12 protein-coding genes are annotated in these 14,820 nt (G+C 64.6%); 3 read left to right on the top strand and 9 right to left on the bottom strand.

Going from position 1 to position 14,820, the window contains the following annotated elements; genetic code table 11:
- Positions 1-135 precede the first annotated feature (135 nt).
- From pnp to DIE06_RS13190, 3 genes are all read right to left on the bottom strand, one after another.
- Positions 136-2,283, bottom strand: a complete 2,148-nt coding sequence (pnp, locus tag DIE06_RS13205) for a polyribonucleotide nucleotidyltransferase (RefSeq protein WP_124661804.1) — start codon at positions 2,281-2,283, stop codon at positions 136-138.
- A 291-nt stretch (positions 2,284-2,574) separates the two neighbouring features.
- Complete coding sequence (rpsO, locus tag DIE06_RS13195) at positions 2,575-2,844, bottom strand: 30S ribosomal protein S15 (protein ID WP_006398792.1); 270 nt, start codon at positions 2,842-2,844, stop codon at positions 2,575-2,577.
- Between the two features lie 119 nt (positions 2,845-2,963).
- Positions 2,964-4,223: a branched-chain amino acid ABC transporter substrate-binding protein gene (locus DIE06_RS13190; protein WP_124661803.1), complete on the bottom strand. Its 1,260-nt coding sequence runs from the start codon at positions 4,221-4,223 to the stop codon at positions 2,964-2,966.
- Between the two features lie 190 nt (positions 4,224-4,413).
- Between DIE06_RS13190 and DIE06_RS13185 the strand changes: the two genes are divergently transcribed.
- The 3 genes from DIE06_RS13185 to DIE06_RS13175 all read left to right on the top strand — a co-directional run bounded on the left by DIE06_RS13185 (position 4,414) and on the right by DIE06_RS13175 (position 7,543).
- On the top strand, positions 4,414-4,926 hold the full coding sequence (locus DIE06_RS13185; RefSeq protein ID WP_124661802.1) for a hypothetical protein: 513 nt from the start codon (positions 4,414-4,416) through the stop codon (positions 4,924-4,926).
- A 386-nt stretch (positions 4,927-5,312) separates the two neighbouring features.
- On the top strand, positions 5,313-5,954 hold the full coding sequence (locus DIE06_RS13180; RefSeq protein ID WP_124661801.1) for a carbonic anhydrase: 642 nt from the start codon (positions 5,313-5,315) through the stop codon (positions 5,952-5,954).
- Between the two features lie 38 nt (positions 5,955-5,992).
- The gene (locus DIE06_RS13175; RefSeq protein WP_124661800.1) at positions 5,993-7,543 is read left to right on the top strand and encodes a SulP family inorganic anion transporter; all 1,551 of its coding nucleotides are present in this window, start codon (positions 5,993-5,995) and stop codon (positions 7,541-7,543) included.
- 70 nt (positions 7,544-7,613) lie between these two features.
- Here the strand turns inward: DIE06_RS13175 and DIE06_RS13170 are convergent, their stop codons facing one another.
- The 6 genes from DIE06_RS13170 to DIE06_RS13140 form a co-directional block, all read right to left on the bottom strand.
- Positions 7,614-9,158: a 2-isopropylmalate synthase gene (locus tag DIE06_RS13170; RefSeq protein ID WP_124612530.1), complete on the bottom strand. Its 1,545-nt coding sequence runs from the start codon at positions 9,156-9,158 to the stop codon at positions 7,614-7,616.
- 324 nt (positions 9,159-9,482) lie between these two features.
- Positions 9,483-10,355 carry a CDP-diacylglycerol--serine O-phosphatidyltransferase gene (gene pssA, locus DIE06_RS13160; protein WP_124661799.1) on the bottom strand — a complete coding sequence of 291 codons (873 nt, stop codon included), beginning with the start codon at positions 10,353-10,355 and terminating at the stop codon, positions 9,483-9,485.
- Positions 10,356-10,370: 15 nt separating this feature from the next.
- A complete protein-coding gene (locus DIE06_RS13155) occupies positions 10,371-11,015 on the bottom strand; it encodes a phosphatidylserine decarboxylase (protein WP_039370565.1) in 645 nt (214 codons plus the stop codon).
- Between the two features lie 138 nt (positions 11,016-11,153).
- The gene (ilvC, locus tag DIE06_RS13150) at positions 11,154-12,170 is read right to left on the bottom strand and encodes a ketol-acid reductoisomerase (protein ID WP_124661798.1); all 1,017 of its coding nucleotides are present in this window, start codon (positions 12,168-12,170) and stop codon (positions 11,154-11,156) included.
- 104 nt (positions 12,171-12,274) lie between these two features.
- A complete protein-coding gene (gene ilvN / locus DIE06_RS13145) occupies positions 12,275-12,766 on the bottom strand; it encodes an acetolactate synthase small subunit (RefSeq protein WP_006750445.1) in 492 nt (163 codons plus the stop codon).
- A gap of 111 nt (positions 12,767-12,877) precedes the next feature.
- Entirely contained in the window at positions 12,878-14,641 is a 1,764-nt protein-coding gene (locus DIE06_RS13140; protein WP_059689386.1) for an acetolactate synthase 3 catalytic subunit, read from the bottom strand.
- Positions 14,642-14,820: the final 179 nt, after the last annotated feature.

Here is a 14,820-nt window from a genome sequence, read left to right as displayed (position 1 = left end):
CTCCAGGATCGGAATCGGGTAGCGCACCCGTGCGCGGCACGGGCGCCTCGCCGGCGCTGCTGCGCCGCACAACGATGCTACAGAAAAAACGGCCGGCGCGCTTTCGCACTGCCGGCCGTTCTCACGCCTGTCCGCTTACTGCTGCGGCGGCGTATCCGACTGCGATGCTGCCGCTGCTTCGTTCAGCAGCGCCTTCGCCGACAGACGCACACGACCCTTTTCGTCCGTCTGGATCACCTTGACCTTCACCTGCTGGCCTTCCTTCAGGTAGTCGTTGATGTCCTTCACGCGCTCGTTGACGATTTCCGAGATGTGCAGCAGGCCGTCCTTGCCCGGCAGCAGGTTCACGATCGCGCCGAAATCGAGCAGCTTGAGCACCGTGCCTTCATACACCTGACCAACTTCGATCTCGGCCGTGATTTGCTCGATGCGCTTCTTCGCTTCGGCCATGCCTTCGCTGTTCGTGCTCGCGATCGTCACGACGCCGTCGTCCGAGATATCGATGGTCGTGCCGGTTTCTTCCGTCAGCGCGCGGATCACCGAACCACCCTTGCCGATCACGTCGCGGATCTTTTCCGGGTTGATCTTGATCGTGATCATGCGCGGCGCGAATTCCGACAGTTGCGTGTTCGCACCCGAAACCGCCGACGTCATCTTGCCGAGGATGTGCATGCGGCCTTCCTTCGCCTGCGCGAGCGCGACCTGCATGATTTCCTTCGTGATGCCCTGGATCTTGATGTCCATCTGCAGTGCCGTCACGCCTTGCTCCGTGCCGGCCACCTTGAAGTCCATGTCGCCGAGGTGATCTTCGTCGCCGAGGATGTCGGTCAGCACCGCGAACTTGTTGCCTTCGAGGATCAGGCCCATCGCGATACCCGCGACGTGCGCCTTCATCGGCACGCCGGCGTCCATCAGCGCGAGGCAGCCGCCGCACACCGATGCCATCGACGACGAACCGTTCGATTCGGTGATTTCCGACACGACGCGGATCGAGTAGCCGAATTCGTCGGCGCTCGGCAGGCACTTGACCAGTGCACGCTTCGCGAGGCGGCCGTGGCCGATTTCGCGGCGCTTCGGCGAGCCGACGCGGCCCGTTTCGCCGGTCGCGAACGGGGGCATGTTGTAGTGGAGCATGAAGCGCTCGCGGTACTCGCCTTCGAGCGCGTCGATGATCTGCTCGTCACCCTTCGTGCCGAGCGTCGCGACGACGAGCGCCTGCGTTTCGCCACGCGTGAACAGCGCCGAGCCGTGGGTACGCGGCAGCACGCCGGTGCGGATCTCGATCGGGCGCACGGTGCGCGTGTCGCGGCCGTCGATGCGCGGCTCGCCGTTCAGGATCTGCGAACGGACGATCTTGGCTTCGATGTCGAACAGCACGTTGCCGACCGTTGCCTTGTCGGCTGCGACCGTACCGGCCGCCAGCGCATCTTCCTCGAGCTTCGCCGAGGTTGCTGCGTAGACTTCCTTCAGCTTCGTCGAGCGCGCCTGCTTGTCGCGGAGCTGGTAAGCAGCGAGCAGGTCGTTCTGTGCCAGCTCGGTCACGCGTGCGATCAGCGCTTCGTTCTTCGGTGCCGGCTGCCAGTCCCACTCGGGCTTGCCGCCTTCGCGCACCAGTTCGTGGATCGCGTCGATCGCGACCTGCATTTGCTCGTGGCCGAACACCACGGCGCCCAGCATCACGTCTTCCGACAGCTGGTCGGCTTCCGATTCGACCATCAGCACGGCGCGCTCCGTACCGGCGACGACGAGGTCGAGGCTCGACGCCTTGATCTGGTCACGCGTCGGGTTCAGCACGTACGCGTTGTCGATGTAGGCCACACGTGCGGCACCGACCGGACCGTTGAACGGCAGGCCCGACACGGCGAGCGCGGCCGATGCGCCGATCAGCGCGGGGATGTCCGCCGGGATTTCCGGGTTCACGGACAGCACGTGGATCACGACCTGCACTTCGTTGTAGAAGCCTTCCGGGAACAGCGGGCGCAGCGGACGGTCGATCAGGCGCGACGTCAGCGTCTCGTGTTCCGACGGACGCCCTTCGCGACGGAAGAAGCCGCCCGGGATCTTGCCGGCCGAGTAGGTCTTTTCGAGATAGTCGACGGTCAGCGGGAAGAAATCCTGACCCGGCTTCGCCGACTTCGCGCCAACGACGGTTGCCAGCACGACGGTATCTTCCACGTCGACGATCACGGCACCGCTCGCCTGGCGGGCAACTTCACCGGTTTCGAGGCGCACCTTGTGCTGACCCCACTGGAATTCCTTCACGACCTTGTTGAACATGGACATGGTTGCTCCTTTGAATTCATTCATTTCATTCGCCGCCCGGGCCATCCCGCGCGGCGGCGTCCCGACCGAATCACCCGGAGCAAGGTGTGTTTTTTATGCCATTCCAGCGCGGCGCGCGTCGAGCGGCGCGCTGGAATGACACAAATCCCGACCCCGGTATCAGCCGTTCCGGCAGCCCGGCACCCACGTGCCGGACAACCTGCGGTGCGCGTGACGCTACGCACCGCGCAAAAACAAAATGCCTGCATCAGCGGACTGACACAGGCATCTTGCTGGCGGCAATCGCCTCGATTACTTACGCAGACCCAGCTTCTCGATCAGCGCGCGGTAACGGTCGGCATCCTTGCCCTTGAGGTAGTCGAGCAGTTTGCGGCGGCGGCTCACCATGCGCAGCAGGCCGCGGCGGCTGTGGTGATCCTTCGCGTGGGTCTTGAAGTGACCCGTCAGTTCGACGATACGTGCGGTCAGCAGTGCGACCTGAACTTCGGGCGAACCCGTGTCGTTGGTACCGCGGGCGAACTGAGCAACGACTTCCGACTTCTTGATATCTGCAACAGACATGTGATTTCCTTTCTTTCCTACTTGCTAACTGAACAGGCGGACACGGAAGAATGGCCGTGCCGTGACTTACAACCGGCGGGCATTGTAGCACAACTGGACGCCGTTCCTACCGCCTCCTGTCACGGGCGCGTCATCGAGCAGGTCGACGGCATCTGCGTGCGCTGCGCCGGCACCGCGAGGACGGTCCGAAAACCGTAGCCCGAGCCCTCGTTGTCGAAGCGCACGCCCGGCGTGCCGGCCTTGTCCATCTCCATCACATAAAGGGGCTGGATCAGCTGATGATCCTGCGCACGCATCGTCGACGCGTGGAAGCCGTCGTCGATCGACAGCCCCTCCAGCGCGCGCGCCACCGCGACGGGGTCGGCCGAGCCGGCCCGATTCATCGCCGCCGCGAGCATCTCGGTCATCAGGCTGATGCGTCGCACCGGGTAGTCGTCCCGGGCAGCGGGGAAACGGGTCCGGAACGCACGATAGAATGCGTCCGATTTCGCGCCGCCCGCGTTCGGATGCCAGTCCGCGACGGCCACCACCCGCCCGACGCCCGCGTCGCCGAGCGCGGCCGGCGCGCCGAGACTGTTGCCGTAGAACGTATAGAACTTCGCGTTCAGCCCCTGCTCGCGCGCCGCCTTGACGAGGAGCGTCAGGTCGTTGCCCCAGTTGCCGCTCACGACGGCGTCCGCGCCACTCGCCCGGATCTTCGCGATATAGGGCGAGAAATCCTTGATGCGGCCGATCGGGTGGAATTCGTCGCCGGCGATCGTCACGTCGGGGCGCCGTTCGGCCAGCGCCTGCCGCGCCAGCGCGCTGACGTCGCGACCGAAGCTGTAGTCCTGGTTCAGCAGATAGACCTTGCGCAGCGCGCGGTCGCGCGCCATCACGTCCGCCAGCGCGGCCATCCGCATACCGGCGTGCGCGTCGAAGCGGAAATGCCAGAAGCTGCAGCGTGCGCCTGTCAGCGCCGGATCGTCAGCCGAATAGTTGAGGAACAGCATCCGGCCGTCCGGATTGCGTGCGTTCAGCTTGTCGAGCGCCGCGACGAGCGCGGCCGCGACCGCCGAGCTGTTGCCCTGCGCGACGAAACCGATGTGCCGGTCCGCCGCCGCGCGCAACTGCACGAGAGCCTCCTCCGGGCTACCCTTGCTGTCGAGCACGACGAGTTCGAGCGGATGCGCGCCGTCGCGCAGCTTCACGCCGCCCGCCGCGTTGACCTGTTCGACGCCGAAGCGCAGGTTGCGCTCGACCGCCGCGCCCGCGTTCGCGAACGGACCCGACATCCCTTCGATCAGCGCGATCCGCACCGGCTCGCCTGCCGCGAACGCGGACGACGCCAGCATCCACCCCGCGCTCAATGCGAGCGCGCACCGTTTCCACAGCTGCATCGGCTCCCTGCCCTTCAATCTGTCCGAGAAGCGCGGATCATAGGCCGCAGGCGGCGCCGGCCGCAAGCGCCGCGCGAACGACCCCTCGACGGCACATTGCCGGTGATCCGCACCGATTTTTGCGGACGCGATGCGCCGGCGCATGCCGTCCGTGATACAACTGAATCGTTGGAGCATTCTGGAGAATCCCATGCGCATTCGCATTCCCGTGCGCCTGCCGGTGCTGGTCGCCTGCGCGGCGGCGCTGCTCGCCGGCTGCGCACAACCGTGGCAGCAATACCAGGCCGGCCAGGACGAGTCGGCGATCGTCGCACGCATGGGCCCGCCGCGCGAGATCTACGACCTGCCCGGTGGCGGCAAGCGCCTGATGTGGCCGACCCAGCCGATGGGTGAAATCACCATCGCGGCCGACGTCGACGCGGCCCACCGGATCGTCAACGTGCGCCAGGTGCTGCAGCCGAGCGAGTTCTATCGCGCGGACATCGGCAAGTGGACCAAGACCGACGTGCTCGTCAACTTCGGTCGTCCGGTCGAGACCTCCTACTTCCCGCTGATGAAGCGCGAGGTGTGGACCTACCGGTATCTCGAGGACAACGTCTGGTACATGATGTACAGCTTCTATTTCGATCCGCAGGGCATCCTGCGCACGACGCAGAAAACGCCCGACCCGCTGCACGATCCCGACCGCCGCAACCTGTTCTGACCGGATCAATTACACATTTCCGCGCAATTTTCACAATGGCCATTCTCGAATCATTGCGTGAATGGCCATTTCATTTTTTCCGTTATATTCGACTAATTTCCGATTCGACGCGGCAATACTTTCCGATCGTTACCGCCCGGAACGTCGTTGCGCGGAGCCCTTGCCGTGCGGTGGCCGGCGAGAACCAGTATTCGCAATACATGTCATGCGTTGTATTGGTGCATTTGATGCACTTCATCAGATCCACTTGAAACAATTTGTATCAATGGCACCGGACATTAGGGCATACCCCTAATATCAGTCAAAATTGAACCTTTCAATTTAGAAAGAATCATATCGCTCCACTTCATCCGTCATTTGTTTGCCTTTATCAAAAAGGAGTCCTCATGAATCGCCCCAAGAGCATGCTGGTCGCCAACATCGCCTGGGCCCGCGAAACGCGCGAACGCACGCCCGGCTTTTTCGACGCGCTCGCACGCGGCCAGAATCCGCGCGTGCTGTGGATCGGCTGCGCCGACAGCAGGGTGCCGGCCGAAACCATCACGCACAGCGTGCCCGGCGAACTGTTCGTCCATCGCAACATCGCGAACCTGTTCCATCCCGATGACGACAACTCCGCGAGCGTGCTCGAGTACGCGGTGCGCGTACTCGAAGTCGATCACGTGATCGTATGCGGTCATTACGGGTGCGGCGGCGTGCGCGCATCGCTGCTGCCGCCGCCGGCCGACCTGCCGCACGTCGCGCGTCGCATCGCGCCGCTCTGCACGCTCGCGCGGCGCCATCGCGACGCGCTCGACGGACTCGACGACGCGGCCGCCGCCGATCGCCTGGCCGAGCTGAACGTGCTCGAACAGGTGCGGCTGCTGCGCGCGTCGCCGATCGTGCACGGGCGGCAGCGGCCGCCGCTCGTGCACGGCTGGATCTTTTCGCTCGCCGATGGCCGGCTGAAGGAGCTCGACTCCGGCTATACGGCACCGCCCGCCGAAGCCGAACCGGAGCATGCCGCGACGGCAGCTGCACTCGGCTAACCCGCACCTCCCCCTACGCCAATGAAGTCGCCCCGATCATGAAATTGAACCCGCATCTGTCCACCCTGCCGCGCGATATCGTCGCCGGCATCGTCGTTTTCCTCGTCGCCCTGCCGCTCTGTCTCGGCATCGCCAATGCGTCCGGCGTCGAGCCGTTCGCCGGACTCGTGTCCGGCATCGTCGGCGGCATCATCGTCGCGCTACTGAGCGGCTCGTCGCTGTCGGTCAGCGGGCCGGCGGCCGGCCTCGTCGTGATCGTCGTCGAAGGGATCGCGCAACTCGGCAGCTTTTCCGCGTTCCTGCTCGCGGTGCTGCTGTCGGGCGTGCTGCAGTTCGGCTTCGGCATGCTGCGCGCCGGCCGCTTCGCCGCCTACGTGCCATCGCCCGTCATCAAGGGCATGCTCGCCGCGATCGGCCTGTTGCTGATCGTGAAGCAGATTCCGTTCGCATTCGGCATCGGCGGGCCGGCCGCGCAATCGTTTGCGTCATGGCCGGGCCTGCCGACCGCCTGGGCTGCGACGGCCATCGCGCTCGCCTCGCTCGTGCTGCTGGTCGCCTGGGACACGCCGGCATTCAAGCGCCTCGCCTGGGTGCGCTCGGTGCCCGCGCCGCTCGCGGTCGTCGTGTTCGGCATCGGCGCAACACTGGTGCTCGGCGTCATTGCGCCGTCAGTCGCGCCGGGCGCCGCACATCGTGTCGCGCTGCCGGAGCTCGAATCGTTCGCGGCACTCGTGGCATCGCTGAAGCACGCCGAGTTCGGCCCGAACTTCACGCAGCTGGCGAATCCCGACGTGTGGCGCGTCGCGATCACGCTCGCAGTCGTTGCGAGCCTCGAAACGCTGCTGAGCCTGGAAGCAGTCGAACAGATCGATCCGAAACGCCGGCCGACCCAGCCGGACCGGGAACTGAAGGCGCAAGGCGTCGGCAATCTCGTCGCGGGGGCGGTCGGCGGGCTGCCGATCACCTCGGTGATCGTGCGCAGTTCGGTCAACGTGAACGCTGGTGCGCAAAGCCGGATGTCGGCGATCGTGCACGGGATCCTGCTGCTTGCCAGTGTGTTCGCGCTCACGGGGCTGATCAACCTGATCCCGCTCGCGAGCCTCGCGGCGATCCTGATCCACACCGGCTTGAAGCTCGCGAAACCGGCGCTGTTCCGCTCGGTGCTGAAGCAGGGCCCGGCCGCGTTCGTGCCGTTCGCCGCGACGATCGCGGGCGTACTGGCGGTCGACCTGCTGTTCGGCATCGCGCTCGGCCTCGCCTGCAGCGTGCTGGCGGTCGCGGTGGCGAACCTGAAGAGCCCCGTCACGCTCGCGCAGCACGACGATCACTTCCTGCTGTCGTTCCGCAAGGACGTGTCGTTCCTCGGCAAGGTGCAGGTCAAGCATCACCTGCGGCACATTCCGGATCGTGCGGCCGTGATCATCGACGCGACGCGCGCCGACTACATCGATCACGATGTGCTCGAACTGCTCGACGCATTCGTCGCCGAAGCACCTCGGCGCGGGATCACGGTCGAATTCCGCCGCCGCAGCCCGGCGCCCCGCCCGGCCGCGCGCCGCTGGCTGTTCCGCGCGCCGGCCGCCGAATGAGCGGCGCATGAAAAACGCCCCGGGCGGCACACGGCCGCACGGGGCGTTTCGGACGCTCGACGCGCAGCGCTTACGCGCGCTGCGGGTTGACCTTGTCGTCCTTCGAGTGCAGCTTGTTCAGCGCGGCGATGTACGCCTTCGCGGACGCCGCGACGATGTCCGGATCGGTGCCGACGCCGTTGACGATCCGCCCGCTCTTCGACAGCCGGACCGTCACTTCGCCCTGCGCCTGCGTGCCGGTCGTGATCGCGTTCACCGAGTACAGCAGCAGTTCGGAACCGCTGCCGACTTCGCTCTCGATCGCGTTCAGCGTCGCATCGACGGGGCCGTTGCCGCGCGCCTCGCCGGTCACTTCCTTGCCCTCGACCGCGAACACGACCTTGGCTTGCGGTTGCTCGCCGGTTTCGGAGTGCTGCGACAGCGACACGAACTTGAAGTGCTCCTGCTCGTGCGCGAACGCTGACTCTTCGGAGACGATCGCGATGATGTCTTCGTCGAAGATCTCGGCCTTGCGATCGGCGAGGTCCTTGAAGCGCATGAACGCGGCATTCAGTTCGGCTTCGCTGTCGAGCGACACGCCGAGCTCCTGCAGACGCTGCTTGAACGCGTTGCGGCCCGACAGCTTGCCGAGCACGATCTTGTTCGCGGTCCAGCCCACGTCTTCCGCACGCATGATCTCGTAGGTGTCGCGCGCCTTGAGCACGCCGTCCTGGTGGATGCCCGACGCGTGCGCGAATGCGTTCGCGCCGACCACCGCCTTGTTCGGCTGCACGACGAAACCGGTGATCTGCGACACGAGCTTCGATGTCGGCACGATCTGCGTCGTGTCGATGCCGACGTCGAGGCCGAAGTAGTCCTTGCGGGTCTTCACGGCCATCACGATTTCCTCGAGCGACGTGTTGCCCGCGCGCTCGCCGAGACCGTTGATCGTGCACTCGACCTGCCGTGCACCGCCGATCTTCACGCCGGCGAGCGAGTTCGCCACCGCCATCCCGAGGTCGTTGTGGCAATGCACGGAGAAGATCGCCTTGTCCGAGTTCGGAATGCGTTCGCGCAGCGTCTTCACGAGGTTGCCGTAGAGTTCCGGCACGCCGTAGCCGACCGTATCGGCGATGTTGATCGTCGTCGCCCCTTCGGCGATCACGGCTTCCAGCACGCGGCACAGGAAGTCGAGGTCCGAACGGCTGCCGTCCTCCGGCGAGAATTCGACGTTGTCGGTGAACTTGCGCGCGAAGCGCACCGCGAGGCGCGCCTGCTCGAACACCTGGTCTGGCGTCATCCGCAGCTTCTTCTCCATGTGCAGCGGCGACGTCGCGATGAACGTGTGGATCCGCGCGCTGTTGGCCGGCTTCAGCGCGTCTGCCGCACGCTGGATGTCCTTGTCGTTGGCGCGCGCCAGCGAGCAGATCGTGCTGTCCTTCACCAGACCGGCGATCGTGTGAATCGCGTCGAAGTCGCCGTTCGAGCTGGCCGCGAAGCCGGCCTCGATCACGTCGACCTTCATCCGCTCGAGATGCTTCGCGATGCGGATTTTCTCTTCCTTCGTCATCGACGCGCCGGGCGATTGTTCACCGTCACGCAACGTCGTATCGAAAATGATCAGCTTGTCTGTCATGGGGGACTCCAGGGCTCTTTATACGGAAATCAAACGTAATGAGATCGCGCCACCGCTGGCGACGCTCAACAACAGACGAGGCTTGACGGAGGGCGAGAACGGTCAGCGCGGCAGGCGCGCCAACGCTAGCGCGCGTAGCGGCGCACCGGCTAGAAGGAGGGAGAGGCGGGAAAATGCAGTCATGCCGAAGACTATAGCGGCATTCCGCCGGGCGCGCAATCGGACGGCACCCGCGATGCCGGGCCGCGCCGGGCGAAACAGGGGCAAATGAAAACGGCGGCCTGGAATCACATCCGAGGCCGCCGTTTCCGGGCAGGTTGCGCGTCAGTGATCGCGCTGCGACGAGCGCGCGGGGTTCGCCCGCCCGCGCACGGCCATATAGGCCCAGAACGCGTAGCCGGACAGCCCGTACAGCACGAACAGGCAGAACAGCATCAGCGGCGGATCGGAAGACACGAGCACGAATGCCACGACGACCAGCAGGATCGCCGCGAACGGCACGCGGTGCCGCACGTCGAGCGCCTTGCCGCTATAGAACGGCGCGTTCGACACCATCGTCACGCCCGCATAGATCGTCAGCGCGAACGCAACCCACGGCAGCCAGCCGAGCTTCATCGGCACGCGATTGTCGGTCGCGAGCCAGACGAAGCCGGCGATCAGCGCGGCGGCGGCCGGGCTCGGCAGCCCCTGGAAGAAGCGCTTGTCGACGCTGCCGATGTTCGTGTTGAAGCGCGCGAGGCGCAGCGCCGCCCCCGAGCAATAGACGAACGCGGCGAGCCAGCCCCAGCGGCCGAGATCCTTCAGCACCCACTCGTACATGACGAGCGCGGGCGCGACACCGAACGACACCATGTCCGACAGGCTGTCGAACTGTTCGCCGAACGCGCTTTGCGTATGCGTCATCCGCGCGACGCGCCCGTCCATCCCGTCGAGCACCATCGCGACGAAGATCGCGATCGCGGCGATCTCGAAGCGCACGTTCATCGCCTGCACGACCGCGAAGAAGCCGCAGAACAGCGCGGCGGTCGTGAATGCGTTCGGCAGCAGGTAGATGCCGCGCGTCTTCAGGAACCGCTGGCGCGCGGCGCGGCGGCTTTCGATGGGCGTCGGATCCGGCGCCATTACCTTGTTGCGGCGGAACGGGCGTGGCGTCTGGCCGGAGCCGTTGCGCGGCCGACGCGGTTTGAATGCGGCCATCGTGCGTCCCGCCGCTTACTGCTCGAGCTCGGCGAGGATCGTCGACGACGCGTAGACCTTCTCGCCGATCGATACCTTCGCACGGCTGCCGAGCGGCAGGTACACGTCGACGCGCGAACCGAAGCGGATGAAACCGTAGCGCTGGCCGCGCGACAGCGGCTCACCGGCGCGCACATAGCAGAGGATCCGGCGGGCGACGAGGCCGGCGATCTGCACGGCCGTGACGGTCTTGCCGCTCGCCGTCTGGATCACGACCGCATTGCGCTCGTTCTCGGTCGATGCCTTGTCGATCGCCGCGTTCAGGAACGCGCCCGGGAAATACTCGACCTTGGAGATCGCGCCGTCGACCGGCGAACGCTGCGAATGGACGTTGAAGACATTCATGAACACGCTGATCTTCAGCGCTTCGCGGTTCGCGTACGGATCCTGCGTGGTCTCGACCGCGACGATGCGGCCGTCCGCCGGGCACAGGACCGCGTTCGGCTGCGCCGGGATCGGGCGCTGCGGATCACGGAAGAACTGGACGACGAAGACGAGCAGCAGCCAGAACGGCCACGCGAAGCCGAAGCCCCCGACGGCGTGGATCAACAGCGCGATGACGGCTGCAATCGCGATGAACGGCCAGCCTTCGCGCGCGATGATCGGATGAGGATAGTTCATGGATTCGTTCTGTGTTCGGTGAATTGCAAAGCCCGTAGGATAGCAAAAGCCGCCCGGGGCACTACTGCCTTCGGGCGGCTTTTTGATACCGACCCTCCACTCGAAGGGCCGGAACAGCACGTTTTGCTCGATCCGTGCTTAGTTCTTCGTCTGGTCGACGAGCTTGTTCTTCGCGATCCACGGCATCATCGCGCGCAGCTTCGCACCGACCTGCTCGATCTGGTGCTCGGCCGTCAGGCGGCGGCGCGACTGCAGCGTCGGCGCGCCTGCCTTGTTCTCGAGAATGAAGCTCTTTGCGTACTCGCCCGTCTGGATGTCGGTCAGGCACTGCTTCATCGCCTTCTTCGTCTCTTCCGTGACGACGCGCGGACCCGTCACGTACTCGCCGTACTCGGCGTTGTTCGAGATCGAGTAGTTCATGTTCGCGATGCCGCCTTCGTAGATCAGGTCGACGATCAGCTTCAGTTCGTGCAGGCACTCGAAGTACGCCATTTCCGGCGCGTAGCCCGCTTCGACCAGCGTCTCGAAACCTGCCTTGATCAGCTCGACCGTACCGCCGCACAGCACGGCCTGCTCGCCGAACAGGTCGGTTTCGGTCTCTTCACGGAAGTTCGTCTCGATGATGCCGGCACGGCCGCCGCCGTTCGCTGCAGCGTACGACAGCGCAATGTCGCGTGCCGCGCCCGACTTGTTCTGCGCAACGGCGATCAGGTGCGGCACGCCGCCACCTTGCGAGTACGTGCCGCGCACGGTGTGGCCCGGTGCCTTCGGCGCGATCATGATCACGTCGAGGTCGGCGCGCGGGATCACCGCGCCGTAGTGGACGTTGAAGCCGTGTGCGAATGCCAGTGCGGCGTCCTGCTTGATGTTCTCGTGCACTTCCTTCGCGTACACGTCGGCGATCTGCTCGTCCGGCAGCAGCATCATGACGACGTCCGCGCCCTTCACCGCTTCCGCGACTTCCTTGACCGACAGGCCTGCGTTTTCGGCCTTGCTCCACGACGCGCCGCCCTTGCGAAGGCCGACCGTCACGTTCACGCCGCTGTCCTTCAGGTTCAGTGCGTGTGCATGGCCTTGCGAGCCGTAGCCGATGATCGTGACTTGCTTGCCCTTGATGAGGGAGAGGTCAGCGTCTTTGTCGTAGAAAACGTTCATGATGGTTCCTTCGCTAATTCAAAAATTCAACAATTCGTTCAGATGGAGTACTGCGGGCCGGGACATGACGGCGCACCCGGCGTGCCTGCCTGCCGATATCGGCATCACACCTTCAGGATGCGCTCGCCGCGTCCGATGCCGGAGCTGCCGGTACGCACGGTCTCTAGGATCGCGCTGGCGTCCAGCCCCTGGATGAATGCGTCGAGCTTGTCGCTCGCGCCCGTCAATTCGATCGTGTAGGTCTTTTCGGTCACGTCGATGATGCGGCCGCGGAAAATGTCCGACATCCGCTTCATTTCTTCGCGCTCCTTGCCCACTGCACGTACCTTGATCAGCATCAGCTCGCGTTCGATGTGTGCACCGTCGGTCAGGTCCACCACTTTCACCACCTCGATCAGGCGGTTCAGATGCTTCGTGATCTGTTCGATCACGTCGTCCGAGCCAATGGAAACGATGGTGAGCCGCGACAGCGATTGGTCTTCGGTCGGCGCCACCGTCAAGGTTTCGATGTTGTAGCCGCGTGCGGAGAACAGACCGACCACGCGCGACAGCGCGCCGGGTTCGTTCTCCAGCAGGACGGAAATGATGTGTCTCATGTTCGCTTCTTCCAGAATGTGTCCGTGTCGATTCACTCGCGCCGCGCGCCGCCAGTGCCGCACCGCCCTTCGTGAAGGCGGCCGCATTCGGCCGAGGCGCGCGTCGCGCCGTTACAGATCTTCCGATCCGAGCAGCATCTCGGTGATGCCCTTGCCGGCCTGTACCATCGGCCAGACGTTTTCGGTCGGATCGGTCTGGAAGTCGAGAAACACGGTGCGATCCTTCAGGCGCAGCGCTTCCTTCAGCGCCGGCTCCACATCCGAGGTCTTTTCGATCCGCATGCCGACATGGCCGTACGCTTCGGCGAGCTTCACGAAGTCGGGCAGCGCATCCATGTACGAATGCGAATAGCGCTTGCTGTATTCGATCTGCTGCCACTGGCGGACCATGCCGAGATAGCGATTGTTCAGCGAAATGATCTTCACGGGCGTGTCGTACTGCAGGCAGGTCGACAGTTCCTGGATGCACATCTGGATCGAGCCTTCGCCCGTGATGCACAGCACGTCGTCGTCCGGGTGCGCCATCTTGACGCCCATCGCTGCCGGCAGGCCGAAGCCCATCGTGCCGAGGCCGCCGGAATTGATCCAGCGACGCGGCTTGTTGAAACGGTAGAACTGCGCGGCCCACATCTGGTGCTGGCCGACGTCCGAGCACACGAACGCATTGCCGTCCGTCAGCTCCCACGCCTTCTCGACCACGTACTGCGGCTTGATGATCTCGCTGTCGCGGTCGAACTTCAGGCAGTCCTTCGAACGCCAGCCCTCGATGTCCTTCCACCATTGCGCGAGCGCTTCGGTGTCGGGGCCATGCTCGGCCGTCTGCAACTGCTCGATCAGCTCCTTCAGCACTTCCTTCACGTCGCCGACGATCGGGATGTCGACCTTCACGCGCTTCGAGATCGACGACGGGTCGATGTCGATATGGATGATCTTGCGCGGACGCGACGCGAAGTGCGCCGGATCGCCGATCACGCGGTCGTCGAAGCGGGCGCCGATCGCGATCAGCACGTCACAGTGCTGCATCGCCATGTTCGCTTCGTAGGTGCCGTGCATGCCGAGCATGCCGAGGAATTTCTTGTCCGACGCGCGATAGCCGCCGAGGCCCATCAGCGTATTCGTGACCGGGTAGCCGAGCAGGTCGGCGAACTGGTTCAGTTCGCGTGCCGCGTCGGCGAGGATGATGCCACCGCCCGTATAGATATAGGGACGCTTCGCCGACAGCAGCAGCGACACGGCCTTGCGGATCTGGCCCGAATGGCCTTTCGTGACAGGGTTGTACGACCGCAGCGACACGCTCTTGACCGGCTCGTACTGGCACGGGGTCTTCGAGATGTCCTTCGGGATGTCGATCAGCACCGGGCCCGGACGGCCGGTGCGGGCGATGTAGAACGCCTTCTTGACGGTTTCCGCGAGGTCGCGCACGTCCTTCACGAGGAAGTTGTGCTTCACGCACGGACGCGTGATGCCGACCGTATCGCATTCCTGGAATGCGTCCTGGCCGATCGCGGCAGTCGGCACCTGGCCGCTGATCACGACCATCGGGATCGAATCCATGTAGGCCGTCGCGATGCCGGTCACCGCATTGGTGACACCGGGGCCGGACGTCACGAGACAGACGCCGACGTTGCCGGTGGAACGCGCATACGCATCGGCTGCGTGCACGGCCGCCTGTTCGTGGCGCACGAGCACGTGCTGAATCTTGTCCTGCTTGTAAAGCTCGTCGTAGATGTAGAGTACCGAGCCGCCGGGGTAGCCCCAGATGAATTCGACGTTCTCGTCGGCCAGTGCCTTCATGAGCACGGTGGCGCCGATGGAGTCGCTATCGGGAGGGGAAAGGGGTTCCGACGTGGAGAATTCCGCGCTGGGCATGTTCATTTTGACCTTTCGAATTTTCGGCAAAAAATTGATCGGGTGCTCTCTGCCGGGCTTGTGGCTCGGGTTCAAGCGGCGCGTCCAGTTGAAGGGCGGGCTTCTTGGGCCAGCCTCAAATGAGACCATCACTTCATGTTGCGAATCGCTGACGATAGCGGGTCATGATTGGGTCGTCAAGCAAA

This window comes from Burkholderia sp. Bp8998, from assembly GCF_003854235.1.
In the GTDB taxonomy this organism is placed as follows: domain Bacteria; phylum Pseudomonadota; class Gammaproteobacteria; order Burkholderiales; family Burkholderiaceae; genus Burkholderia.
The sequence above is the reverse complement of the archived record's forward strand: the minus strand, read 5'-3'. Positions and strand labels throughout refer to the sequence as shown.

Excerpts from the sequence above, each read along its gene's own strand:
- pnp (WP_124661804.1), bottom strand. The coding sequence starts at position 2,283 with ATGTCCATGTTCAACAAGGTCGTGAAGGAATTCCAGTGGGGTCAGCAC.
- rpsO (WP_006398792.1), bottom strand. The coding sequence starts at position 2,844 with ATGTCTGTTGCAGATATCAAGAAGTCGGAAGTCGTTGCTCAGTTCGCC.
- DIE06_RS13190 (WP_124661803.1), bottom strand. The coding sequence starts at position 4,223 with ATGCAGCTGTGGAAACGGTGCGCGCTCGCATTGAGCGCGGGGTGGATG.
- DIE06_RS13185 (WP_124661802.1), top strand. The coding sequence starts at position 4,414 with ATGCGCATTCGCATTCCCGTGCGCCTGCCGGTGCTGGTCGCCTGCGCG.
- DIE06_RS13180 (WP_124661801.1), top strand. The coding sequence starts at position 5,313 with ATGAATCGCCCCAAGAGCATGCTGGTCGCCAACATCGCCTGGGCCCGC.
- DIE06_RS13175 (WP_124661800.1), top strand. The coding sequence starts at position 5,993 with ATGAAATTGAACCCGCATCTGTCCACCCTGCCGCGCGATATCGTCGCC.
- DIE06_RS13170 (WP_124612530.1), bottom strand. The coding sequence starts at position 9,158 with ATGACAGACAAGCTGATCATTTTCGATACGACGTTGCGTGACGGTGAA.
- pssA (WP_124661799.1), bottom strand. The coding sequence starts at position 10,355 with ATGGCCGCATTCAAACCGCGTCGGCCGCGCAACGGCTCCGGCCAGACG.
- DIE06_RS13155 (WP_039370565.1), bottom strand. The coding sequence starts at position 11,015 with ATGAACTATCCTCATCCGATCATCGCGCGCGAAGGCTGGCCGTTCATC.
- ilvC (WP_124661798.1), bottom strand. The coding sequence starts at position 12,170 with ATGAACGTTTTCTACGACAAAGACGCTGACCTCTCCCTCATCAAGGGC.
- ilvN (WP_006750445.1), bottom strand. The coding sequence starts at position 12,766 with ATGAGACACATCATTTCCGTCCTGCTGGAGAACGAACCCGGCGCGCTG.
- DIE06_RS13140 (WP_059689386.1), bottom strand. The coding sequence starts at position 14,641 with ATGAACATGCCCAGCGCGGAATTCTCCACGTCGGAACCCCTTTCCCCT.